Annotated in this window: 26 protein-coding genes, 3 tRNA genes and 1 rRNA gene; 27 read left to right on the top strand and 3 right to left on the bottom strand. The window is 36.6% G+C overall.

Features of this window, described 5'->3' with window-relative positions:
* The 18 genes from H8S01_RS02575 to dnaB all read left to right on the top strand — a co-directional run.
* A 23S ribosomal RNA gene (locus H8S01_RS02575) occupies positions 1-168 on the top strand; the annotation flags it as partial.
* A gap of 167 nt (positions 169-335) precedes the next feature.
* Positions 336-408: transfer RNA gene (locus H8S01_RS02570), tRNA-Asn, on the top strand.
* A gap of 70 nt (positions 409-478) precedes the next feature.
* Positions 479-550: transfer RNA gene (locus H8S01_RS02565), tRNA-Glu, on the top strand.
* A gap of 33 nt (positions 551-583) precedes the next feature.
* A tRNA-Cys gene (locus tag H8S01_RS02560) sits at positions 584-654 on the top strand.
* A 147-nt stretch (positions 655-801) separates the two neighbouring features.
* Positions 802-1602 carry a hypothetical protein gene (locus H8S01_RS02555; protein ID WP_021865256.1) on the top strand — a complete coding sequence of 267 codons (801 nt, stop codon included), beginning with the start codon at positions 802-804 and terminating at the stop codon, positions 1600-1602.
* A 38-nt stretch (positions 1603-1640) separates the two neighbouring features.
* Positions 1641-2561, top strand: a complete 921-nt coding sequence (locus H8S01_RS02550; RefSeq protein ID WP_186836049.1) for a nucleotidyltransferase family protein — start codon at positions 1641-1643, stop codon at positions 2559-2561.
* A gap of 18 nt (positions 2562-2579) precedes the next feature.
* Positions 2580-3716, top strand: a complete 1137-nt coding sequence (locus tag H8S01_RS02545) for a hypothetical protein (protein WP_186836048.1) — start codon at positions 2580-2582, stop codon at positions 3714-3716.
* 13 nt (positions 3717-3729) lie between these two features.
* A complete protein-coding gene (locus H8S01_RS02540) occupies positions 3730-4317 on the top strand; it encodes a non-specific protein-tyrosine kinase (protein ID WP_021865259.1) in 588 nt (195 codons plus the stop codon).
* A gap of 19 nt (positions 4318-4336) precedes the next feature.
* Entirely contained in the window at positions 4337-5053 is a 717-nt protein-coding gene (locus H8S01_RS02535) for an NAD-dependent protein deacylase (protein WP_186836047.1), read from the top strand.
* A 32-nt stretch (positions 5054-5085) separates the two neighbouring features.
* On the top strand, positions 5086-5277 hold the full coding sequence (locus tag H8S01_RS02530; RefSeq protein WP_021865261.1) for a DUF951 domain-containing protein: 192 nt from the start codon (positions 5086-5088) through the stop codon (positions 5275-5277).
* 101 nt (positions 5278-5378) lie between these two features.
* Entirely contained in the window at positions 5379-5666 is a 288-nt protein-coding gene (gene rpsF, locus H8S01_RS02525; protein WP_021865262.1) for a 30S ribosomal protein S6, read from the top strand.
* Between the two features lie 49 nt (positions 5667-5715).
* On the top strand, positions 5716-6171 hold the full coding sequence (locus H8S01_RS02520) for a single-stranded DNA-binding protein (RefSeq protein WP_021865263.1): 456 nt from the start codon (positions 5716-5718) through the stop codon (positions 6169-6171).
* Between the two features lie 17 nt (positions 6172-6188).
* Positions 6189-6452, top strand: a complete 264-nt coding sequence (gene rpsR / locus H8S01_RS02515) for a 30S ribosomal protein S18 (RefSeq protein ID WP_021865264.1) — start codon at positions 6189-6191, stop codon at positions 6450-6452.
* A 184-nt stretch (positions 6453-6636) separates the two neighbouring features.
* Positions 6637-7578, top strand: a complete 942-nt coding sequence (locus H8S01_RS02510; RefSeq protein WP_186836046.1) for a hypothetical protein — start codon at positions 6637-6639, stop codon at positions 7576-7578.
* A 208-nt stretch (positions 7579-7786) separates the two neighbouring features.
* A complete protein-coding gene (locus H8S01_RS02505; RefSeq protein WP_186836045.1) occupies positions 7787-11884 on the top strand; it encodes a fibronectin type III domain-containing protein in 4098 nt (1365 codons plus the stop codon).
* A 205-nt stretch (positions 11885-12089) separates the two neighbouring features.
* On the top strand, positions 12090-14147 hold the full coding sequence (locus H8S01_RS02500; RefSeq protein WP_021865224.1) for a DHH family phosphoesterase: 2058 nt from the start codon (positions 12090-12092) through the stop codon (positions 14145-14147).
* Positions 14147-14596: a 50S ribosomal protein L9 gene (rplI, locus tag H8S01_RS02495; protein WP_021865225.1), complete on the top strand. Its 450-nt coding sequence runs from the start codon at positions 14147-14149 to the stop codon at positions 14594-14596. Before H8S01_RS02500 ends, rplI begins: the two co-directional genes overlap by 1 nt.
* The gene (dnaB, locus tag H8S01_RS02490) at positions 14596-15942 is read left to right on the top strand and encodes a replicative DNA helicase (RefSeq protein ID WP_021865226.1); all 1347 of its coding nucleotides are present in this window, start codon (positions 14596-14598) and stop codon (positions 15940-15942) included. Before rplI ends, dnaB begins: the two co-directional genes overlap by 1 nt.
* Before the next feature lie 129 nt (positions 15943-16071).
* Here the strand turns inward: dnaB and H8S01_RS02485 are convergent, their stop codons facing one another.
* Positions 16072-16242: a DUF362 domain-containing protein gene (locus tag H8S01_RS02485; protein ID WP_021865227.1), complete on the bottom strand. Its 171-nt coding sequence runs from the start codon at positions 16240-16242 to the stop codon at positions 16072-16074.
* Between the two features lie 215 nt (positions 16243-16457).
* Between H8S01_RS02485 and H8S01_RS02480 the strand changes: the two genes are divergently transcribed.
* A complete protein-coding gene (locus H8S01_RS02480; RefSeq protein WP_021865228.1) occupies positions 16458-16664 on the top strand; it encodes a DUF1858 domain-containing protein in 207 nt (68 codons plus the stop codon).
* Positions 16665-16933: 269 nt separating this feature from the next.
* On the top strand, positions 16934-18055 hold the full coding sequence (locus tag H8S01_RS02475) for an IS1249 family transposase (RefSeq protein WP_117582137.1): 1122 nt from the start codon (positions 16934-16936) through the stop codon (positions 18053-18055).
* Positions 18056-18094: 39 nt separating this feature from the next.
* On the opposite strand, the gene H8S01_RS02470 is transcribed toward H8S01_RS02475, so the two are convergent.
* Positions 18095-19012 (bottom strand): adaptor protein MecA, encoded by a 918-nt coding sequence (locus H8S01_RS02470; RefSeq protein ID WP_186836044.1) that lies wholly within the window; start codon positions 19010-19012, stop codon positions 18095-18097.
* 210 nt (positions 19013-19222) lie between these two features.
* Between H8S01_RS02470 and H8S01_RS02465 the strand changes: the two genes are divergently transcribed.
* From H8S01_RS02465 to H8S01_RS02435, 7 genes are all read left to right on the top strand, one after another.
* On the top strand, positions 19223-20665 hold the full coding sequence (locus H8S01_RS02465; RefSeq protein WP_186836076.1) for a serine/threonine protein kinase: 1443 nt from the start codon (positions 19223-19225) through the stop codon (positions 20663-20665).
* The gene (locus H8S01_RS02460; RefSeq protein ID WP_186836043.1) at positions 20637-21263 is read left to right on the top strand and encodes a hypothetical protein; all 627 of its coding nucleotides are present in this window, start codon (positions 20637-20639) and stop codon (positions 21261-21263) included. The genes H8S01_RS02465 and H8S01_RS02460 overlap by 29 nt, the downstream gene beginning before the upstream one ends.
* A gap of 172 nt (positions 21264-21435) precedes the next feature.
* Positions 21436-22209: an N-acetylmuramoyl-L-alanine amidase CwlD gene (gene cwlD, locus H8S01_RS02455; protein WP_021865232.1), complete on the top strand. Its 774-nt coding sequence runs from the start codon at positions 21436-21438 to the stop codon at positions 22207-22209.
* Between the two features lie 82 nt (positions 22210-22291).
* Positions 22292-23344, top strand: a complete 1053-nt coding sequence (locus tag H8S01_RS02450) for an L-threonylcarbamoyladenylate synthase (protein ID WP_021865233.1) — start codon at positions 22292-22294, stop codon at positions 23342-23344.
* Positions 23345-23362: 18 nt separating this feature from the next.
* A complete protein-coding gene (locus tag H8S01_RS02445) occupies positions 23363-23842 on the top strand; it encodes a protein tyrosine phosphatase (RefSeq protein ID WP_243204177.1) in 480 nt (159 codons plus the stop codon).
* A 4-nt stretch (positions 23843-23846) separates the two neighbouring features.
* Positions 23847-24275 carry a ribose 5-phosphate isomerase B gene (rpiB, locus tag H8S01_RS02440; RefSeq protein WP_186836042.1) on the top strand — a complete coding sequence of 143 codons (429 nt, stop codon included), beginning with the start codon at positions 23847-23849 and terminating at the stop codon, positions 24273-24275.
* A 23-nt stretch (positions 24276-24298) separates the two neighbouring features.
* Complete coding sequence (locus H8S01_RS02435) at positions 24299-24784, top strand: deoxycytidylate deaminase (protein WP_021865236.1); 486 nt, start codon at positions 24299-24301, stop codon at positions 24782-24784.
* 105 nt (positions 24785-24889) lie between these two features.
* Here the strand turns inward: H8S01_RS02435 and H8S01_RS02430 are convergent, their stop codons facing one another.
* Entirely contained in the window at positions 24890-25378 is a 489-nt protein-coding gene (locus H8S01_RS02430) for a DUF402 domain-containing protein (protein WP_021865237.1), read from the bottom strand.
* Positions 25379-25400 lie beyond the last annotated feature (22 nt).

Here is a 25400-nt window from a genome sequence, read left to right as displayed (position 1 = left end):
GACGGGATAAACGCTGAAGGCATCTAAGCGTGAAGCCCCCCTCAAGATGAGATATCCCATAACGTAAGTTAGTAAGACCCCTTGAAGACGACGAGGTAGATAGGTGAAAGGTGGAAGCATGGTGACGTGTGGAGCTGATTCATACTAATAGGTCGAGGGCTTAACCGAAGAGGTTAGGTTTGTAAGGAAACGCAACGAGATAGAACGAGAGTTATCTTTAAAGGTAATCGGATGAAAAGACATGGATAAGCAGTGTAAAGAAAAACTTTACAAAAAAGATGTGAGATGATATATTTAATGTGCAGTTTTGAAGGAGCAATTCTTCAAGGAAATTTTCCTCGATAGCTCAGTCGGTAGAGCACGCGGCTGTTAACCGCGCTGTCGTAGGTTCGAGTCCTACTCGGGGAGTTTATAAAGACTGTAAGCAGTTTCCATGTTTACAGTCTTTTGAAGATTTAGCACCTTTATAATTTAATAAGGCTCCATGGTCAAGCGGTTAAGACACCGCCCTTTCACGGCGGTAACAGGGGTTCAAATCCCCTTGGAGTCATTTTTGTTCTTATTTATGAATACAATAAGATATGGCGACATAGCCAAGTGGTAAGGCGTGGGACTGCAACTCCCTGATCATCAGTTCGAATCTGATTGTCGCCTCTATTGAAAAGCTGGAATCCTATTAGGGTTTCAGCTTTTTTACGTTTATGTTATTATGAAATTATAGTGTTTTTGTTTAATTATTTTAAGGTATGTGTTATAATATCAGAAACATAAACTATGTATATATATTAAAAAAGGTATAATATGAGAAAGTATAGAAAAATTAATAGAAAGTGTACACGTCTGACAGCAGCCGTATTATGCGGTGCATTTATCGCAGTTGGTATTGTCGGATGTGGAAGAAAGACAGAGGCAGTTATAACACCTGATGGTGAAGAGATAACAGAGGCAGTGAAAGAATATGAGACATTAGGTCAGAGCAGTGCGAAGAAGTTTTCATATGACGACCTTACGGTTGGAGCTGTTCATTACAAAATGACGGAATCACAGGTAAAAGTACTATTAGGTGAGCCATCAGTTGTTTATGATTCACAGGAAAAGGATAAAACTCAGACGGATGTTTCAGAAAGAATTTATTCTTATAATGATTTGACGCTTGTATTTTCTAAAATTGGAGATGAATATATTTTGACAGCAGCTGCAAGCGTGAGAGATGAAGATTTATTTTCAAGAGGATTGAGGGTTGGAAATACACTTGACGATATATTAAAGGCTTATTACAGAGATTCAGACTGCATGAATAAAAATTATTATTCGCAGGATAAGTCCGTACTTTTTGGCAAATTTTTATATGGAAGTTATACAATTGATTCATTAGATACAGTAAAACCAAAAGGGAAAGTAGAATATGGTCTTATAAATCTTAATGGAAATACATCATTAGAAGCAGCGGAATCATATATTGTTGAGATGACATATTTTGAACCGCCATATAAAAATGGCACAGCTACAGTAGATGATGATTTTGCACAGATTGCATTTGATGTAGACCAGAATAGAAAGATTACAGCTATAAGATGGTATTACTATCCACAACAGGATTGATAATATAAAACAAAAAGAGTCAGAGGAGAATTTAAGGTATGAAATCAACTACATTAGTTATTATGGCAGCCGGAATGGGAAGCCGTTTTGGAGGTGGAATCAAGCAGCTTGAGCCAATGGGACCAAATGGTGAGATTATAATGGATTATTCCATTTATGATGCAATGGAAGCTGGTTTTAATAAGGTAGTATTTGTTACAAGAAAAGATTTATTTGAGACATTTAAAGAAGTAATTGGAAACAGAATAGAGAAAGTAATTCCTGTCGAATATGTTTTTCAGGAACTTGATGATTTGCCGGAAGGATTTGAGGCACCTGCTGACAGAACAAAACCTTGGGGTACAGGTCAGGCAATACTTGCATGCAAGGGCGTTGTAAATGAGCCATTTCTTGTAATTAATGCAGATGATTACTATGGAAAGACTGCATTTAAGCTTATTCATGATTATCTTGTATCAGATAAAGCTGATTCAGGAAAATATGAATTCTGCATGGCAGGTTTTATTCTTGGAAATACTCTCAGTGATAATGGAGCTGTCACAAGAGGTGTCTGCGTAATGGATAAAGATGGACATCTTACAGGTGTAAATGAAACCGGAGGAATTGTTAAGACAGCAGACGGAGCAGCGGCAGAGGATAAGGATGGAAATGTTGTTGCAATCAATCCTGCAAGCCATGTTTCAATGAATATGTGGGGATTTACACCTGATTTTCTTGATGAACTTGAGAAAGGTTTTAAGGAATTTCTTGGTGGATTAAAGGATGGTGATATTAAGAGTGAATATCTCCTTCCATCAGTTGTTGACCAGCTTATTAAAGATGGAAAAGCAAATGTTTCAGTCCTTGAGACAAATGATAAATGGTTTGGCGTAACATACAAAGAAGATAAACCGGTTGTTGTTGAGTCAATCAGAAAGCTTATATCAGAAGGAAAATATCCTGAAAAGTTATACAACTAAAGGAGATTTGAAAGGCTTATGAAAAAATTTTCGAGATGTGCACTTATTTTAATTATTGTGACGATAATATCTGCAATTGCAGGATATATATTTGAAAATAGCACAATCACACCGATGTATACATCAACAGCAAAACTTGTTGTGACGCCGGGGGCTGACAATGAAGCTTCACTGAGAGCCCAAAATGGAGCTTTAAAAAATGATTTTGCAATTGTATTTAAGAGTGATGTTGTTATTTCAGCAGCACAGAAAACTGCAGGTACATCAGAAGATATTGCATCTTATCTTACAGTTAAAGCTGTACCTGACAGTAATATTATTGAACTTATATGTACAAATCCTGACCAATCAACAGCAAAAACATATGTAGATGCTGTTGCAAAAAATGCATTAAAAACAACAAGTATTGTGCCTGTATCATCTATACAGGTTCTTGAATACGGTGATGAGAGCAATAACTCATTTAAGCCGGGACTTTATAGAAATACAGCGGTTATTGCGGGAATTGCAGCTGCCATCTGTTTATTTATAGAGCTTATAGTTGTATTTGCAATTGGTGCATTTAAACAGGAAGAGGATAATTCTGATGATGAGACAGAATATGAGAGAAGATTTGGAAAATATTCTGCCAAATCAGAAATGGATACATATGCACAGGATGCCGTAAACAGGGCAATTATGGATGCGGCTGTTACCAAAGAAGTTGTCGATGATGCTATAAAAGAGGTATCATACAGCGATGTGATTACCAAAGAAATGGTGTCTGATGATAAGATAAATGGAAAAATATCAGAAGAAATTCAGGATGATGCCCAGCTGGAGGATGATATACTTGCTGATGTAGATACAGAAGATGAAATTACTGAAGAATCAGAGCCTGATGCAGACATAAAAGATATGGCTGAGGATGTGAAATCGGAAGAAGATGATGTGGCAGAAACTGATATTACAGAAGATAATGTTGGTGAAGAAGCGATAGCAGAGTATGAAGTTGTCAAAGATTCAGAAGATGAAAATGAGTATGAGAAGGAAACTGCTTCTGAGGATGAAACAATTGATGCTGATGTTATAAATGATTTGCCTGAACCTGAGATTGTGCAGGCTGGTAATGTGCGTAAATCAAGTTCAAAAGTAATTGGTTTTATTAAAAAGTAAAGGTGGTGTTTGGATGTTTAGTGTAAATGTTGATAAACTTACGGGAATGACAGAATCAGAACATCACAGTTATAGTGATACAGTGGATGCAATTATTAAAGAATGTGATAAAAATTATAGAATAATAGCAACCCACGGAGAGCCATTGATGGCATTTAAACTTGCATCTGTAATTCACGAAAAAGGTAAAAAAGTTATCTTTGTTGATGCCGATGTTTCAGAAGAAATATTTCTTGCAAAATATAAGCTTGGAAAGAATCTTAAAGGATTTACAGATTATTTTCAGGAGGATGAAGCAATCCATGACCTTGTATGCAAGACAAACCGAAAGAACCTTGATATTATATTTACTGGTGAAACTCAGGAGTTTGACAAGGCAGACATTTTGGACAGTGAGTTTTCAGATTTCAGGGATTGTCTTGTTGAGCAGTATGATTATGTAATTGTGCATACAGGTGATAATTATGATATTGCAGCAAAATGTGATGCGTCTGTAATTTTACTTAAACAGTCAGATTACAGTGAAATGTCTGCAGAATCAAAAGTGGATTTTCTTGATAGTAACGGATGTTTTGTGCTTGGATTAGTTGTTGAAGAATAATGGCTATTGGAGGCATGTCATGGAAAATAATGTAGAAGAATTTGTTAAATGGATAAGAAATTCAGATAATATTGTATTTTTTGGTGGAGCAGGTGTTTCAACAGAAAGTGGAATTCCTGATTTTAGAAGTGTTGATGGATTATATAATCAGAAGTATAAATATCCGCCGGAGACAATTCTTAGTCACAGCTTTTATATAAGAAAGCCGGAAGAGTTTTTTGAGTTTTACAGAAATAAAATGTTATTTCCTGATGCTGAACCGTCAACAACACATATTAAGCTGGCAGAGCTTGAAAAATCCGGAAAGCTTAAAGGTGTCATAACACAGAATATTGATGGACTTCATCAAAAGGCAGGAAGCAGTCATGTCATTGAACTTCATGGTAGTGTGCTTCGCAATTATTGCGAAAGATGTGGAAAGTTTTATGGAATTGATGCAATTATTAATTCAAAAGGGGTTCCGAAATGTAGCTGTGGCGGAAGAATAAAGCCGGATGTCGTATTGTATGAGGAAGGTCTTTATGAAAAAAATATACAGGAAGCCGTAAGACTTATAAAAGAAGCTGATGTGTTGATAGTTGGAGGAACATCGCTTGGTGTATATCCGGCAGCCGGACTGATTGATTATTACAATGGAAATAAGCTTGTACTTATCAATAAATCAGAAACTCCATATGACAGACGTGCTGATTTGCTGATACATGATGCGTTGGGAAATGTTTTTTCCCAAATTTAAAAGATTGTTAAATAAGCAGAAATGGAGTATTTATGAAATATATTTACGAAGTCGGAGATATTGTCCAGCTCAAAAAAAAACATCCGTGTGGCAGTACAGAATGGCAAATATTGCGTGTTGGTGCTGATTTTAAGTTAAAGTGCACAGGGTGCGGACATGAAATAATGGTATCACGCACAATGGTAGAAAAAAATACAAAAAATTTAAAAAAGGCTTGTAATTGAGTTTTTTTTATGATAAAATTTGACCTTGTGATATATATTTTTCCTTGCTCTTTCACTGTGAATAAGAAAGGGCCAGAGACCAGAAGGAGGTGCGACGTAGAATGAATAAGTATGAATTAGCATTAGTTGTAAGTGCAAACGTCGAGGATGAAGTGAGAAATGCTACAATCGAGCAGGTTAAGGAATTAATTACTCGTTTTGGCGGTACAATCACAGATCCAGGCACATGCGAGAAGAAGAAGCTTGCTTACGATATCCAGAAGATGAGCGAAGGTTTCTACAACTTCATTAAGTTTGAGGCAGAAGCAACTTGCCCAGCAGAAGTTGAGAGCAGAATTCGTATCATGGAGAACGTAATCAGATTCTTAATCGTTAAAGATGGAGAATAATTAGTTCGCGTTTGGCTTAACAACTCTTTTATAGAAGAGGAGAATAAGTATGAACAGAGTGATTTTAATGGGAAGACTGACAAGAGATCCTGATGTCCGTTATTCACAGGGCGGTGAAGGTTCTATGGCAGTAGCAAGATATACATTAGCAGTAGACAGAAGACGTACAAGAAGTAATGAATCTAGTAATGAGCAGACAGCAGATTTTATCAGCTGTGTTGCATTCGCTCGTTCAGCAGAATTCGCTGAGAAGTATCTTCATCAGGGAACTAAGGTTGTTGTGAGCGGAAGAATTCAGACAGGAAGTTACACAAATAAGGACGGACAGAGAGTTTACACGACTGATGTGGTCGTTGACGACCAGGAATTCGCAGAGAGCAAAGCTTCAGCAGCAAGCAGCGAAGCTGCGTATACACCATCAAGAAGTAATCCGGCAGCACCTGCAGGTGATGGCTTTATGAATATTCCGGATGGCGTAGAGGATGAAGGTTTGCCTTTTAATTAAAACAGGAGGTAACTGATATGCCAGAAAAGAAGGCTGAGAGACCAGAAGGTCAGATGAGAAGAAGACCAATGCGCAGAAGAAAGAAAGTATGTGCATTTTGTGCTGATGCAAACAAGGCATTAGATTATAAAGATGTTGCTTTATTAAAGAAGTATGTTTCTGAAAGAGGAAAGATTCTTCCTAGAAGAATTACAGGTAACTGTGCAAAGCACCAGAGAGCCCTTACAGTAGCTGTAAAGAGAGCTCGTCATATTGCTTTACTTCCATATACAGTAGAATAAGCAATAATTTTAAGATGATTGAAGGATTACATTGGTTCGCCGGTGTAATCCTTTTTTTAATCTATAAATATATATTAATTGTAGATAAAACTATTGACATGTGAAATATACTGCGTATAATATATACTATAAAAACATTTGAATTCATATGATTTTGGGTATACATTATGGAGGTATTTGCTTATTGATAAAAAATATTTATACTAATACTAAATATAAGGATGCATTATTTCGTTTTATTTTTAATAACCCATATGATTTGTTAAGTCTATATAATGCTGTTAATAATACAAATTATAGTAATATTGATTCTTTAGAAATAACAACTCTTGAAGATATAGTATATCTTTCTTATAAAAATGATGTCTCATTTTTGTTCGGACATCAGATGAATCTTTATGAACACCAGAGCTCCTATAATCCGAATATGCCCGTCAGAGGGTTGATATATTTTGCTGAATTATATAGTGGATATATTCAGAAGAATAAGCTGGACGTTTATTCAACTAAGCAGATTAATCTGCCGGTTCCACGATATATAATTTTTTATAACGGTACAAAGAATGAACCGGAAAAGAAAGAATTGAGGCTATCTGAATGTTTTAAATATTCGGCACAGCAAAGTGATGAATTAGAACAGAAAGAAATGAAACCCTGCCTTGAACTTACAGCTACAATGCTTAATATAAACATAGGTAATAATGAGGAACTTATGAAAAAATGCGATAAACTTTATCAGTATTCGGAGTTTGTAAGACTTGTAAGAAAGCATCTGAAAAAATATGATATAAATGCAGCGATAAATCTTGCAATAGATGAAGCAATAAGTAATAATATACTCAAAGATATATTGCAGAAACAGCGAGCGGAGGTGTGTCGGATGATATTGACTGAGTATAATGAAGAATTGCATATGAAGAACGAAAGAAAGATTGCGATAGAAGAGGGCTATAAGGAAGGCTATGATAGTGGTTATGATAGTGGATTTGGAAAAGCAGTTGATGAGATGATAGACGGATTTATAAAGGATGGGGAGACAAAAGAGCAGATAATTGAGAAGCTTATAAGTTATTTTAAGATGGATAAAGAGAAGGCAAAAGAATACTTTGATAAACATGTTATATAAAACTTTATATTAAAGCAAAAAGAAGTGTTACAGAAATATAGTATGGCACTTCTTTTTTTGTCGGTTTTATACAAAATTAATAAAAATAAACTGTGTATAAAGCAGAAAGTGTGTAATGTGCATAAGTTTTGGATTGATTTTTTGCACTAAAAATGAGATACTTAGTACAAAAGCGGCGTGTCCGTTTAGTAAAAGAAGGAGGAGAGTTATGAAAACAAAAACAAGACATAGAGTGCTGGCATTTGTTATGGCTGCACTTATGGTCGTTGGAATTATGCCTTTTTCAATGTTGACAGGCATTTTTTCAAGTAAAGCACAAGCAAAGACAGTGACAGCATCCATTGACATTTCAAAAGGACTTGAAGCTGGAAAAGTATATGGTGATGACAGCATTGTTAAATTAGAAGTGTTAGCTGATATGCCAGTAAAGGAAGGTTCAGGAGCGACAGTTGAAGGCGTAAAGTATGATGCATTTATACAGCAGCCAAAAGCAAATCCTAAACCAAATAATGGAGCAGTACCTACAGAAGGAGCTGCGTTTAAGATGACAGCAGTTACAGACAGTAAGATTACATTTGTAACTAAAGCAGCATCTGGTAAGAAAATGTATTTTGTGGAAGCGTCAGCATCAGAACAAACAATAAGTGAGGACGCAACGGAAGGTTCACATACATACAGCATGACAGCAGGAAAGACATATTATTTTTATGTAAGTGGATCAAAGGCATGTGTATATGGCATTTCATATTCATATAATAAAGCAAGTGATTACAAAAAGGTATCTGTTGATATTTCAAAGGGCCTTAGTGCTGGCACGGTATATGGAGATAAGGAAATTTCCGATTTGGAAGTGTTAGCTGATATGCCAGTAAAGGAAGGTTCAGGAGCGACAGTTGAAGGTGTAAAGTATGATGCATTTATACAGCAGCCAAAAGCAAATCCTAAACCAAATAATGGAGCAGTACCTACAGAGGGAGCTGCGTTTAAGATGACAGCAGTTACAGACAGTAAGATTACATTTGTAACTAAAGCAGCATCTGGTAAGAAAATGTATTTTGTGGAAGCGTCAGCATCAGAACAAACAATAAGTGAGGACGCAACGGAAGGTTCACATACATACAGCATGACAGCAGGAAAGACATATTATTTTTATGTAAGTGGATCAAAGGCATGTGTATATGCTATTTCATTAGAAAAGGGTACACCTGATTTGGACTGGTCAAAGGTTGAATCACCTGTACTTGAGACACCTGTAGTTGATGGCTCAAAGGTAAGCGTAGGCTGGAATGCACCACTTGGTGATGACGGCGGCGAGCAGCTTGTTGTAAATATGTACAGCGGCGAAAAGGTTGTTGATTCAAAGATTATTAAAGGTTCTAACAGCAAAGGAACAGCAGAGTTTAATCCTACAGCAACAGGCGACTATACTTTCAAGGCTGTTTTATCAAGATCTGGTGAAAAAGATAAAGAGAGTAATGAAGTTAAGGCAGAAGGATTTGTTCTTCCTTTAGCAGCACCTTCAAATCTTTTTGCAACAAGCAAGGGAAATGGAAAGATGCTTATCGAATGGGATGCAGTTCCAGAAGCTGACAGCTATGAAGTTTCATATAGTACAGATGGCACAACATATTCTGAAGCTGTTACAGCAACAGATACAAAGCAGCTTTTAAGTGGTCTTACAGTTGGAACAGAATATACATTCAAGGTTGTTGCAGTAAGAAATAATCCGGCTACAAAAAAGGAAGCTATAGTTAAGGGAACAGCAACAGCCGATGAAATAAGAAAATGGGGTTCTGTTACATATGGTAATGGACATGAAGATGGTAAAGATACATCAAAGGATAGTATTACAGGTTCAGCACTTGATGGAAGTGTAACAATCAAGAGTGCAAGTGGAAAGATTGTTCCTGATTCATATGACGGATTGACATTCTATTATACAGAAATTCCTACAACAGAAAATTTCATACTTAGAGCAAAGGTTAAAGTAAATTCATGGAAACTTTCTAATGGTCAGGAAGGTTTCGGCCTTATGGCAACTGACAGATTAGGTGGTTCAGGCTGGAACAACCAGTATATGGCTATTGCATCAAAGGTAGAATATTATTGGGATGCAGAGGAAAACAGAGTATCAACAGATGATACCCTTGATAAGGTAACACACAAGCTCGGTATTGGCTCTATTGAAAAGAAAGGCTTAACAACAGATAATATTAAAGATATTGAAGCAAATAAGACAGCTGTAATTAAGGCAAACTTTACTTCAACAACGACACCTCTGGAACTTAGATATCCAGATTATAAGAATGTTATTGGAAATGCACAGGAAGAAGTAAGAGGAACAGCAGGTGATGCAATTACTGAGATGTATATGACAATACAGAAGAATAATACAGGTTATTTCATCACATACGAATCGGTAGATGGTTCATACAAGACAACTAAGAAATATTATGATCCTAAGGCACTTGAATATCTTGATTCAGAGAATGTATATGCAGGTTTCTTTGCAGCAAGAAATGCAAATGTTACATTCTCAGATATTTCAATAACAACTTCTAATCCGGCTACAGATCCGGCACCAGAAGAAAGACCTATAGAACTTATTGCAGTTAATACAAAAGTACAGTCTCCATCAGCAACAGGTACACCAGATTACACATTTGCATTTACGGCAAATTGTGATGGTAAATTAAGTATTGCAGATAAAGATGGTAACTTCATTGCAGAAGATGTAGAAGTTAAGGCAAAGACAGCAGTTAATGCCGCTAACGTGGTTCTTACTAAGGGTAAGAATGATTTTAAGCTTTACTTTACACCAGCAGAGGGATATATTCCTGGCGAATATATGGCGATGCAATCATATGAAACAAAAGAAATAGATTTTACAGTAACATATAAGACTATTGGTGAGGCAGGACAGTCAATCTGGGTTGCACCAGATGCAAAGGGTTCAGGAAGCAAGGAAGACCCAATGAGTATTTATGATGCTGTTAAATATGTTCAGCCTTCACAGCAGATTGTACTTATGGAAGGTACATACAAACTTGAAAGTTCATTAAAGCTAGCAAGAGGTATCAATGGTACAGCAGAAAACATGATTTACATGATTGCAGATCCTAATGCAACAACAAGACCTGTTCTTGATTTCCAGGAACTTTCAACAGGTATGATTATCGGTGGTGACTACTGGTATTTCAAGGGATTTGATGTTACAAGATCAGCAAATGCCCAGAAGGGTATTCAGGTATCAGGAAATCATAACACATTAGACCAGATTAATGCTTATCACAATGGTAATACTGGTATTCAGATAAGCCGTCTTAATTCAACAGATGAATATGAGAACTGGCCTTCATACAACCTCATTCTTAACTGTACATCATATGGAAACGCGGATGCAGGTTATGAAGATGCCGATGGTTTTGCAGCTAAGCTTACAGTAGGTGACGGAAACGTATTTGATGGTTGTATAGCACATCACAATGCTGATGATGGTTGGGATTTATTCGCAAAAGTTCAGACAGGTTCAATCGGTGTTGTAACAATTAAGAACAGTATAGCATATGCTAACGGATACCTTGAAGATGGTACAGATGCAGGCAACGGTAACGGTTTCAAGATGGGTGGCGACAGCATGCCGGGTGCTCATGTTCTTGATAACTGTATATCATTCTGCAACAAGGCTAAGGGTATTGATTCTAACTCTTGTCCTGATATTAAGATTAAGAACAGCACATCCATTGATAATGAGTCATACAATGTTGCTCTTTACACAAAGACAGCAGAAAATACAGACTATGAAGCAACAGGAATTATTTCTTACAGAACAGGATTTGATTCAGATACAGTTGCAAGAACAGCAGGACTTAATGTTAAGGAAGACCTTGAACCTAAGGGAACACAGGATATTAAGAAGATTTACAAGACAACAAACTATTTCTGGGATACAGCATCTAAGACATCTGTTAATTCAGAAGGTGCAACAGTATCAACAGACTGGTTCAAGTCATTGGATTACTCAGCAATTCTTGACGGAGTTAAGTCAGTAGGCACAATTACAAGAAATGCAGATGGCACAATCGCACTCGGAGATGTATTTGCACTTACAGATAAAGCTCCTGCAGGTGTTGGTGCAGATTTCTCACATGATAAATTGACAGCATCAGTTAGTCCTGTTATTGGTGAGTCAGTTACTACAGGTGATACATCAAATATTGCATTTCTCTTAGCATTATTCTTAATGAGTGGAGCAGCTATTGCAGCAGTTTGCATTTATGACAGAAAAAGAAGAATTGTAAAATAATAAAATGATTTATTAATAAAATAAGTCAATATTGAAAAGGCACGGGCGTAAGCTTGTGCCTTTTCCTCACTTTCAGTGACATTTTCGGCGTGCATACAGTTTATTGGCATCATTGCAGTATGCGGTGTCGCACTACGTTGTTATTTACAATAAAATTTATAAATGGTATAATAATTTAAAATGTTTTTGTTTGATGGAGATTATTATGAAGAGCAAGGGCAGAAATCAGATTTATAAATTGTCGGGAAAACTGAAGTCATATATTATGTGGCCGCTATATGTAGGCATAATACTTTTAATTGTCACTGTTGTTATGTATGTCAAAGATACATCATGTGGTAATATTATGCTGGGTTTTGTCATGCTTTATGCAGTTGTTTACGGGATTATGATTTTTTATCTCAGACCCGGAATTATGCATGAGATGATAGAATTCTCTTCTAATTATTCACAGGTACAGCATCAGCTTTTATACGAACTCAGTGTTCCGTATTGCCTGCTTGACAATAACGGACGTGTTCTGTGGATGAACAGAATTATGATGGAAAAAACTGATAAAAAGAAAGATTTCCGAAAAAATATACAAAGCATTTTTCCACAGATTAAGCCGGAAGTATTTCCGACAGGAGAAGATGCGAAAGAGATGCGTCTTGCATATAATGGCAGGGATTATCTTGTAGAGATGAAGCGTATTGCTGTTGATGCACTTACGCAGCAGGTTGATATAATTGAGACAGAACAGAATAATTCGTTTATTGCGATGTATATGTTTGATGAGACAGATATTAACATGTATATCCAGAAAATAAAGGATGAGCGTTTTGTTGTTGGACTTATTTATATTGATAATTATGAGGAAGCACTTGAAAGTATAGATGATGTCAGACGTTCATTATTTATAGGTCTTATAGATAAGAGAGTTAATAAGTATTTTGCGTGTGGTTCTGCGATAGTAAGAAAGATGGAAAAAGACAAATATCTTGCTATTTTCAGATATAAGTATTTAGAGAAACTTATGTCAGACAGATTCAGTTTACTCGAAGATATCAAGAGCGTAAAAATCGGCAATGAAATGACACTTACATTAAGTATCGGTGTTGGAACAGGTGCAAGTGATTATGCAAAAAATTATGATGTTGCGAAATCAGCCATGGATCTTGCACTTGGACGAGGCGGAGACCAGGCTGTTGTTAAAGATGGCGAGAAGACACTTTACTATGGCGGTAAGAGCCAGCAGATGGAAAAAAATACAAGAGTAAAGGTGCGTGTAAAAGCACATGCATTAAGACAGATTCTTGAACCGACGCAGACGGTCCTTATAATGGGACATAAACTTGCAGATATAGATGCATTTGGTTCGGCAATTGGTATATATGTAATATGCAGACGACTTGGCAAGAAAGCACACATTGTAATTAATGATGTGACAAGCAGTGTTAAGCCATTTATGGACAGATTCATTAACAATGATGATTATCCGAGAGATATGTTCCTTTTGAAAGAAGAAGCACCGGAATATGTAGATTCACAGACTGCAGTTATTGTTGTTGATGTTAACAAGGCTAAGATGACAGAGTGTCCGGCTCTTCTTGATATATGCAGGACGATAATCGTATTTGACCATCACAGGCAGTCAAGCGAGCCTATTACAGGGGCAGTCTTGTCATATGTTGACCCATATGCTTCATCAGCGGCTGAGATGATTACTGAGATGATTCAGTATGTTGAAGATGGTGTGAAAATAAAGGCATTTGAAGCCGATGCACTGTATGCCGGAATCAATATAGACACGAATGGATTTAATAATAAGTCAGGTCCGAGAACATTTGAGGCAGCAGCATTTCTTAGAAGACATGGTGCTGATGTCACAAGAGTAAGAAAGATGCTTCGTACTGATATGGCAGAATACAGGGCAGTTGCACAGGCGGTAAGCAGGGCAACAGTATACAGGGATGCATTTGCCATAACAGTATTTGACGGTGAAGGAGTTGAAAGTCCGACGATAGGCGGTGCCAAAGCTGCAAACCAGCTGCTTGACATATCAGGAATAAAAGCATCATTTGTAATAACAGCCTACAATAATATTATATATATAAGTGCACGTTCTATTGATGAGGTAAATGTACAGCTTGTCATGGAAAAATTAGGCGGAGGCGGACATATGACAATCGCCGGTGCACAGCTTACGGATTGTACTGTTGACCAGGCAGTCCAGACAATAAAAGTTACATTGGATTCGATGATACAGGAAGGAGAAATATAATGGAAGTTATTTTATTACAGGACGTTAAGTCATTAGGTAAAAAAGGACAGATAGTAAAGATTAATGATGGTTATGCGAGAAATTATGTGTTGCCTAAGAAGCTCGGACTTGAGGCAAATGCAAAAAATCTCAATGATTTAAAACTTGAAAAAGCAAGACAGGCCAAACATGAAGCAGAGGAGCTTGCAGCTGCTAAGGAACTGGCAGTAAAGGTGGAAGCACAGCCTGTTAAAGTTACGATAAAAACAGGTGAAGGCGGAAGAACATTTGGGGCAGTTTCATCAAAAGAAATCTCTGTTGCTGCAAAAGAACAGCTGGGACTTGATATAGATAAGAAAAAGATGAAGCTTGAGGAATCAATCAAGACGCTTGGAACATATGAAGTACCTGTTAAGCTTCATAAGGATGTAACTGCGAAATTAAGAGTCGTAGTAGGAGAAAGTAAGTAATGGAAGATGTGGCAATCACCAGAATTATGCCAAACAGCCTTGAGGCAGAGCAGTCTGTAGTAGGCTCCATGATTATGGACAAGCAGGCGATTATAACTGCCGGTGAAATGCTTGTGGCTGATGATTTTTACCATAACCAGTATGGTGTCATGTTTCAGACCATGGTTGACATGAATAATGAGGGCAGACCTGTTGATATTGTAACATTGCAGGAACGTCTCAAGGAAAAAAATGTATCCGCAGAAGTTTACAGCCTTGAATTTATAAGAGATTTGCTGGCAGCAGTTCCAACATCTGCAAATATACGTCAATATGCAGGAATAGTTAAGGATAAATCAATTCTTCGTAATATAATCCGTGTTAATGATTCAATTGCTAATGATTGTTATGCCGGAACGCAAAAAACAGAAGATATACTTGCGGATACAGAAAAAAAGATATTTGACCTTGTAAAAAATAAAGGAAATCATGAATATAAGCCTATTGATAAGGTTGTTCTTGAAGCACTTGATAAAATTTCATCTGCGGCAAAAAACAGAGGAGCGGTTACTGGTGTTCCGACAGGATTTAAAGATTTGGACGGATATCTTTCAGGACTTCAGCCATCGGATTTTGTACTTGTCGCGGCAAGACCTTCGATGGGTAAGACGGCATTCGTGTTAAATGTAGCAGAAAATGTCGCAATAAAACAGGGAATAACAACTGCAATATTTTCATTGGAAATGTCAAATGTCCAGCTTGTAAACAGAATGCTCAGTCTTGAATCTACAGTGGATGCTGATAAATTAAGAAAAGGACGTCTTGATTCGAGTGACTGGGGCAAATTGATAGAAGGTGCGGACAGTATTGCAAAGTCACATCTTATAATTGACGATACACCTGGTATTTCAATTTCAGAACTGCGTTCAAAGTGTAGAAAGTATAAGATGGAAAATGACCTCGGACTTGTCATAATTGATTACCTTCAGCTTATGAGTGGAAGCGGAAGACGAAGTGACAACAGACAGCAGGAAATTTCGGATATTTCAAGAGCTTTAAAAGCTCTTGCAAGAGAGTTGAATGTTCCGGTTGTCACACTTTCACAGCTTAGCCGAGCTGTTGAACAAAGACCCGATCACAGACCGATGCTTTCAGATTTGAGAGAGTCGGGAGCTATCGAGCAGGATGCGGATGTTGTAATGTTTCTTTACAGGGATGATTATTATAATAAAGATACAGATATAAAAGGAATTGCTGAGATAATTATTGCAAAGCAAAGAAACGGTCCAATCGGAACTGTTAAAATGGCATGGATTCCGGAGCAGACAAGATTTGCAGATTTACTTGACAGAGGTCAGAGAGTATAGATTATATAAAAAGATATACAACTAACAGAAGTTATATATAACTAACATAGACTTATAAAAAATCACAACGTATTAAGCGTTGTGATTTTTTCGTATGTACACAGCTGAATATCAACTGTATTATACAATCTACTGTGGATTTGGAGCGCCTACTGGACAGACAGAAGCACAAGCACCACAATCAACACATACATCAGCGTTGATTTCCATATGAGAAGCACCTTCACTGATTGCTTCTACAGGACAACCTGATACACAAGCACCACAGCTGATACATTCATCGTTAATTACATATGCCATAGTTATAATCCTCCTTAAAATGTTTGTTGACATGATTATACGATATTATGTGCAAAAATTCAACACTGAAACGCAATTTAACAGAGTATTATTAAAGATAAAAAGTATCAAAAATGTTTGAAAAATGGTTAAAATGGGAAAAATAACACAGCTTGACTTTTTTGTCTGTTACTATTATATTAGATGTACCAAAAATAAAATCAGGAGGTTTAGCAATGGCTAAGATTACTAAGGACACTACTATTGGTGAAGCTATACAGATTGATGCCGGAATAATTCCTATTCTTATGAGTGCTGGAATGCATTGCGTAGGATGTCCTTCATCAGCAGGTGAGACAATTGAAGAAGCAGCAATGGTTCATGGACTTGATTGTGAAGCATTGATGGAAGATATAACAGATTATTTAGAGTCTGTTGGCTAAAAATAACCCGGCTGCCGTATAACTTAATGTAAAGAATCTTAATTTACATTAAGCTTCAGACAGCCGGGAAAATTGACCTATAGGACAAAATGTGTTGATAGAAACCGCCTTCAGCCCTTGAATTTCAAGGGCTGGGGGCGGTTCAATCTTTTTTGAAACAACTTTGAGGGTGGACAAAACGTGTTGATAAAAACACCTGCATCCCTTGCAAATAAAGGGAAAAACAAGGTTTAATCTTCCTTGAAACAGCAACAACGGAGGAAGATTAAATGAATCAAGTAAATTGTCCTGTATGTGGAAATAAATGTATTAAAGCTGGAAAGACAAAAGCAGGGTCACAACGTTGGCTTTGCAGGAAATGCAATTCATCAGTTACACACAAAATAGACAACTCTGCCAAAGAACTGCAAATCTTCTTGGATTGGTTGTTTGGAAAGGAATCCCAGTCATCAATGCCCGGAGATGGAAGAACATTCAGACGCAAAACCGCTAAATATTGGAATATATGGCCTATGCCGCCCAAAGTCGAGGACAGCAGGGATGTCTTGTATCTTGATGGTATTTATCTGGGAAGAAAAGCGTGCATTTTAATCTGTTGTGATGATAAATATGTCCTTGGCTGGTATTTATGCAGATATGAATATGCCGCTGCATGGACGGCTTTAATGAAACGTATAGCGGAACCTAGAATGGTTGTATCTGACGGTGGAACAGGGTTTGCAAAGGCACTCAAAAAAGTATGGCCGGGTGCAAAACACCAAAGATGCGTTTTCCATGTATTCTGCCAGGTAAGGCGTTACACGACATCAAGACCTAATTCAATGGCAGGTAAAGAGCTATATAACATGGCAAAAGAACTCTTGAAAATAAACACAAAAGAAGAAGCGGATTTATGGATAAAAAGATTTATTGAATGGATAAATAAGTATGAGGATTTCCTGAATGAAATGACAGTTGATGAAAATGGAAACAGGCGTCCTACACATGAACGGATACTGAAAGCAGAAAAGTCATTAATTAAACTTATCAGGGAAAACACGCTGTTTACTTATCTGGACAAAGAATTAAGGGACAAATTTAACACACCTTCTACCAATAACAGAATTGAAGGCAGTGTCAATTCCAGACTTAGGGAAATGCTTAGAAATCATAGAGGATTATCTGTTGAAAGAAGAATAAAAGCGGTTTACTGGTGGTGCTATATGCACTCGCCTGAACCGCTTTCATTGTCTGAAATAATAAATGTTATGCCAACCGATAAAAGCATCGCGGCAATATATCAAAAAATGAATGAAAAGAATAAACTTGAAAAAAGTCTTTCTAGTTGGGGCGATGCCATTGTATGGAGTGATTTACATAATTATGACAGAACGTTTGTTGAATGGGATTAACCCATCAACACGTTTTGTCCTATAACCCGGAAAATTATATTATATTTTTACAATGGTCTGTATAGCATGCTTTTTAATAATACATTCATAATGTTCATCAAAAAATGTAAGGCTGCTTGCAGGCATATTTTCTTTATTACCATATTCGGATAGAATATTGCATGTCTTGTTAAAATCGCTGCTAGTGCATGTGATTTTTTCAATAACGAGGTAATATCTGTTATTTTTTTTATCTTTATATAAAGAATTCCTGTCAGAATATAAAGGATATACTACATGTGCAGCTGATTCAAAGTTTTCAAAATTATCAAAAGAATATATTCTTATAACAGGCTTGATAGTTTCGGTCTGTGCCGTATGTGAATTCTGCTTATCTGAAGATTCATCTTTACTATCAGGCAGAATGGCATCTTTTAGCGGAACAAAACTGTCATCAGTTGTTTTTTCAATATTCTTGTTAAGATATTCCTTTACTTTGCTGAACAGATTAATGACGTCGTTTGCGGTCTTTGCGTCGGGAAGAACAACATCATCAGAATCAGAATTATCATCTTCATCAAGTTCATCTGCAGCAGTAGGTGCAGGAGAGTTACATGATATATTTTCAATAGTGTCAAAGTCATCAAAATCGTCATCGAAAGGATAAAATGAATCATTATCATCATCGTTATCAGATGAGAATCGTGAAAAGCGGGTATCCAGTTCTTCAGGGTCGTCAACTTTGGTGACTATAAGAACAATACATTCTGCTGACACAGGAATCGCCTCAATCATAAGAGGAATATCTTCGGCATCAAATCCTAATTCGGCAGAAGCCTGCTGCATCATATCTCTGAATAAAGCTTTTGCTTTGTCACTGCCATAAGCAAGTTCGCTTATTTTTAAATGTCTTGCGGCAAGGTCAGCTTTGTTGAGTGTACAGCGTATCTGGTTGTCATTTATCTTTTCAATCTTCATATAATCACTTCCAATCTGGCAATCCGTCCATACATATTTTTCTGGATTGGTTGTAAAATAATAATACCCATTTTTGATGGATATGTAAAGGTATTTGAGGCGTTAAAAAGTATTATTTACTAAAAATTTATATTTGTTATTGACTTTTTAAAATATTGTGGTAATATAATAACTGAACCAATTAGTATTGTAGAAAAGGAGGTTAATTAAATATCTGATAAGTATGAGATTATAAAGGTTCTTGCCAGGACCGGTCATTCTACGGTATATCTTGTAAGGCATAAGCTTCTTAATGTATACAGAGCTGCCAAGATAGTTATGAAGACTTGCGATGATTATGAGAGAATACTGCGGGAGGCTGATATGATTAAGAACCTCAAGTGTCCAGGCATACCGGTCGTATTTGACATTGAAGATAACAATGATAGTATCTGCATTATAGAAGAATATATTTCTGGTAAATCTTTGACGGAATATATAAGTGAGGCAGGATGCATTACTGCACATGATATGGCAGATATAGGCATCAGGATTTGCGATATTATTTCATATCTCCACGAATGTGCAGGGATAGTTCATCTTGATATTAAGCCATCTAATATAATTATAAGAGATAATTCAGATGGGAAGCGGGAAGTATTCATTATTGACTTCGATAATTCAGATATGATTGATGGACGCCATGCCGGGCATGCAATGTATATAACAGCGGGCTATGCTGCACCGGAACAGTACAACGGTGATGGCAGTGTCAGGTCAGATATATATAGTATTGGAATTTTACTTTTGTATATGGCATCAAGTGGTCATGTACAGTCTTTTACATCCGAAGCAGAATCGGTCTGCCGGTTGTATTCAAATTCAATTGGACCTGTTATAAGAAAGTGTATCAGGCACAATTCGATTCAAAGATATAAGTCCATAGCAGCATTACGAAAAGAGCTATGCAGTATATCGGATACCATGAATTACAAAAAAATAGCAAAATTTGATATTACAAAGAAATTTTTAGGATTTTTTCGTGGAAAGAAATCTGTAATAGCGGATAAAAACAATACTGATAAGGTTTGTCATATATATGTATATGGTTTTATGCATAATTCGGGTGCTACACATTTCTGTCTTTGTTTTGCATCATTCTTAAAAAGAAAGAAACGGAATGTTATATGTATCAGGCATAATGACACATCAGATTACAGGGCAGTTACAGACAAGGGAACATTATGTAACGGTATATATACAATAGGAGCAGATAAGATTAAGGGAAAAGCCGGGATTGATATTATACCTGATTATAATGGCTGCATCACATATAATCTGTCAGGATATGAGTATATAATTCATGACTGCGGATGTATAGACGAGCACTGTAACAGTAGAAGAGGTGAATGTGCAGAAGGCGGAAAAGATGGCATTACTATATTTGTAGGCAATACGAATTACCGAAGAAATAATATGACAGCTATGGAAAGTGTAACAAGTGACAGCATTATTTTTATTAATCATATTGGCGGAAGAGAATTTTATGATTTCATAAGCAGTTATAAAGGTAAGTGCAGAATTTACCGTTTCCCATGTGTATATGAATGGGATAGTGCTAATGAACTGTTTGAGGAGGAAGCAGATGAAATTATGGAAATTATTGAAAAATAATATACCACGCACATCTGCATTATTACATGGCAGCAGAATGCTGAAAGTCGGTGTGATTGGTGCAGGACGCGGAGTTGGGACAACACATTTTGCGTTGATGGCATCTAATTATTTTGCAAATGGTTTAGGTTATAAGACTGCTGTCGTAGAATGTAATGGTCATGGAGATTTTGTGAAATTATACGATGAGACAAAAAATATGGATGGAGACATGCGGTGTTTTTCATATAAAGGAATTGATTGTTGCATATGCCCGACGACAGATGAATTAGGGCAGCTGTATATGAAAAAATATGATGTGGTAATCTGCGATATGAATTATGAAGCAAAAGATAATATTGCCGAATTTTTAAGATGTGATGTACGTATAGTGGTCGGTTCCACTTCGGTATATAAACTGGGAAGATTGATAAGAGCCGTTGAAGGCTTTGAAGGTGCAGATTTTATGGTGGCAGTTTTTATGTCAGATAAAAAACAACTAAGAAAACTGACTAAAAATTACAATATAAAAGCTGTGGATATTCCGGTTGAGATAAATCCAATGAAAATGACATCAGAAACTCTTGAATGGTTTGCGTATTATCTTGGAATTACATAAAAGTTTAAAAGCACAAAAATATATATCACAACAAAAGGAATAAATAACCCATTGACGGGGCTGCTTCACTGATATAGGTGGGCAGCCTCACAAAAATTTAATCATATTAAAGAAATAGAAAGAATAAAAATGTAGTAAAAAATACTCCTGAAACTATATGGAGGGAGCAGGATTGAATTATAAAAAATTAGTTACAGCAATGAGCGTAATGACACTGGCGGCGGTGTATACAGCAGCATGTATTGCATTGCCAAGATTGGTGAAAAATCCGGGGCAGGGAATCCGGACACGTAAAGATGTATATAGTAATGCAGACGCAGAAAGTGAAGATACAGGAATAAAGATTGATTTTACAAAGAAAACAGTGGTGATTGACAGCGGACATGGCGGTATTGACCCGGGGAAGAAGAGCGATAATGGAATTCTTGAAAAGGATGTTAATCTTTCAATAGCAAAAAAACTGCAGAAAAAATTGATTGATACCGGATTTAATGTTGTAATGACGAGGGAAGATGAAAACGGTCTATACAGTGAAAATGATGATAATAAGAAAATTGCTGACATGAAGAAACGATGTCAGATTATAAAAGACAGCAAAGCGGATATAGTGGTAAGCATACATCAGAACAGCTTCCAGAGTCAGGATGTAAAGGGAGCACAGGTGTTTTATTATAAACACTCTGTAGAAGGTAAAAAGCTGGCAGAAATATTGCAGGCTTCTTTTAAGGAAAATCTTGATTCTGAAAATAAAAGAGTTGAAAAGGCAGACAGCACATATTATATGCTTGTACATACATCAGCTCCGACAGTAATTGCTGAGTGTGGATTTTTGTCAAATCCGACAGAGGCATCACTGCTAAACAGCAGCGAATACCAGCAGAAAATAGCTGAAGCTTTATATAAGGGAATAATAAATTATTTTTGTGATGAAAAGCATAATAATTGAAATATATAACAGCTGAATTGGGGTTTACACTCATATAAAACTCGGCTATAATATGTATACATTCTGAAAAGAGGATATGATTATGGATACTGTAATTAAAAAAATAATGCATGATGACAGTGATGATGAGATATATGAGCAGGCAGCAGAGATTTTAAAGAATGGCGGACTTGTTGCATTTCCTACAGAAACGGTATATGGACTTGGTGCGGATGCTCTTGATGAAAAGGCATCTGCAAAGATATATGCGGCAAAGGGAAGACCTTCTGATAATCCGCTTATTGTGCATATTGCTGATAAGAAAGATTTAGAAGTGCTTTCATGTGATGTAAATGATATGGCAGTAAAGGCAGCAGAGGCTTTCTGGCCGGGACCACTCACGATGATTCTTAAAAAGAAAGATATAGTTCCAGACAGCATAACAGGTGGTCTTGGAACGGTTGCTATAAGAATGCCGAGTCATCCTGTGGCTGCAAGGCTTATTAAAACATCCGGTGTATATATAGCAGCACCTAGTGCGAATATTTCGGGTAAGCCGAGCCCTACAAAGGCAGAACATGTAATTCATGATATGAATGGAAGAATCAATATGATTATAGCTGATGACACAGTGGATATAGGCGTGGAATCTACCATAGTTGATCTGAGTGAAGATGTGCCAACTATTTTGAGACCTGGATTTATAACAAAAAAGCAGCTTGAAGATGTGCTTGGAGAAGTGAAAGTTGATCCGGCTGTTATGGGAAATGTAGCAGATGGAATAGTTCCAAAAGCACCTGGCATGAAATACAAGCATTATTCACCGGATGCAAATGTGGTTATTGTTACAGGTGATTCTGATAAAGTGGTCGGCAAAATCAATGAATTATGTGAGCTTAGAAGAAAAGAGGGCAAACGTGTCGGCGTAATGACAGTCAGCGAGGATGCAGGATGCTATAATGCTGATAAGGTTGTAGATATGGGCAGCAGATGTGATGAGGCACTCGCGGCAAAGAATCTGTTTGCAGCACTTAGAAGTTTTGATGAAGATGGAATACAGTATGTATATTCAGAGAGTTTTCCGACTGATAATGTTGGCCAGGCGGTTATGAACAGGCTTATAAAAGCAGCAGGACATACAATTATCAGGGTCTGACGGGAGGCGGAACTGCTTATGAACACATATAATAAAATTATATTTGTCTGTATGGGAAATACATGCCGTAGTCCTATGGCGGCGACAATTATGCAGAATAGACTGTCAAAATATGATGTTATCGTAGAATCGCGTGGCATGGTTGTGCTTTTTGAAGAACCATATAATCCCAAAGCGGTTGCGGTTGCGGCAAGCCATAATATGATTATGCCAAGTAATAATGCAATACAGATTGCCAATAATGATTTTGGAAAAGATACGCTTGTTCTGGTTATGAATGCCTCAATGAAGCAGAAACTATATGATTCATTTGACAGAGCAATTAATGTGTATACATTATGTGAATTCTGCGGTGAACCTGAAGAAGAAGTACAGGACCCATATGGAAAAGGTATTGAAGAATATAATGTATGTTTTGAACAGCTGCAGCATCTGGTTGATATAGCAGCTGACAATATTATAAATAATATAAAACAAAAAGAAGAAAAAGGAGAATAACAAAATGATAGCAATTGGTAGTGACCACGGCGGAATTGAACTTAAAGAGCAGATGATAGAGCATCTAAAAAAAAGAGAAATTGAGTGTAAGGATGTAGGATGTTATTCAAAAGAGTCATGTGATTATCCGGTATATGCCAAGAAAGTTGCCGGTGAAATTCTTTCTGGAGAATGCGAGCAGGGTATTCTTATATGTGGAACAGGAATTGGAATGAGCATGGCTGCAAATAAGATTAAAGGTATAAGAGCAGCACTTTGCGGAGATTGTTTTAGTGCACAGATGACAAAGGAACATAATAATGCGAATGTATTATGTCTCGGTGCAAGAGTAATTGGATCTGAACTTGCATTCAGAATTGCAGATACATTTATTGATTCAAAGTTTTCTAATGATGAACGTCATATCAGAAGAATAAATATGCTTGAACAGTAATATTGCAGATTGGAGGATTTTCAATGAGCGATAAAAGAACAGACTATATTTCGTGGGATGAATATTTTATGGGTGTTGCCAAAATGTCGGCACTTCGTTCCAAAGATCCGAATACCCAGGTCGGTGCATGTATAGTAAGTAATGACAATAAGATTCTTTCTATGGGATATAACGGATTGCCAAGAGGATGCTCAGATGATGAATTCCCATGGGCAAGAGAAGGTGCACCACTTGATAATAAGTATATGTACACAGCACACAGTGAACTGAATGCAATTCTTAACTATCGTGGTGGAAGTCTTGATAATGCAAAGATGTATGTAACGCTTTTTCCATGCAATGAGTGTGCGAAGGCTATAATTCAGGCGGGAATAAAAACAATTGTATATGATTGTGATAAATATGCTGATACGGCATCCGTTATTGCATCAAAGAGAATGCTTAATGCAGCAGGTGTCAGATATTATCAATATCAGAGAACAGAAAGAGAAATAACTATTACATTATAATTGTTAATGGCAATAGTAATATGCCGGTTTTGCAAGTCGGAAAAGTATTTTATAAACATGCAAAACCGGTTGCTATGAGAATATGATATTTAATTAAAAAATATCTTATATTTCTTTATCTTTTGAAAAATAACTGTCAAGTTTATATATATAATCTTTAAATGAGCCATCGTATATAATAGATAAAAGATTATTAAGGCGGTGAAGTGAAGCAGTCAAAAGGGATGTGCTTATTAATTCGTTGCTGCAGGCATCAGCGAGTTCATCAAGGTCCACAACCTTTACAAATCCGGAATTTTCAATAATTACATCGGCAAGAAGGTCGGTAAATATATATTCGTCTTTCAGACTGTTATAATCAGTGTCTATTATATCGCAGTAGATATATTTCAGCTTGTTTTCAGATGTAAAAAACTTGCTTATTTTCCAGCCTTCATTAAGACAGTACATGGAGATTCCATGTGAGAATTCTGCTTTTGGATGAATGGTATTCCATTTTGTGACAATAATGTCTTTGCTGATATGAATGATGTGGTCATTTTTTAAATGAAGACATTCATCTGGGATTAAACGTCGTCTGTATAAATCGCTCATGGTAATCTCCGTTCTATATATC

Source organism: Lachnospira hominis (ex Liu et al. 2021) (assembly GCF_014287955.1).
Lineage (GTDB): Bacteria > Bacillota > Clostridia > Lachnospirales > Lachnospiraceae > Lachnospira > Lachnospira hominis.
Note: the sequence above shows the minus strand (reverse complement) of the source record. Positions and strands in the feature narration are given on the sequence as shown.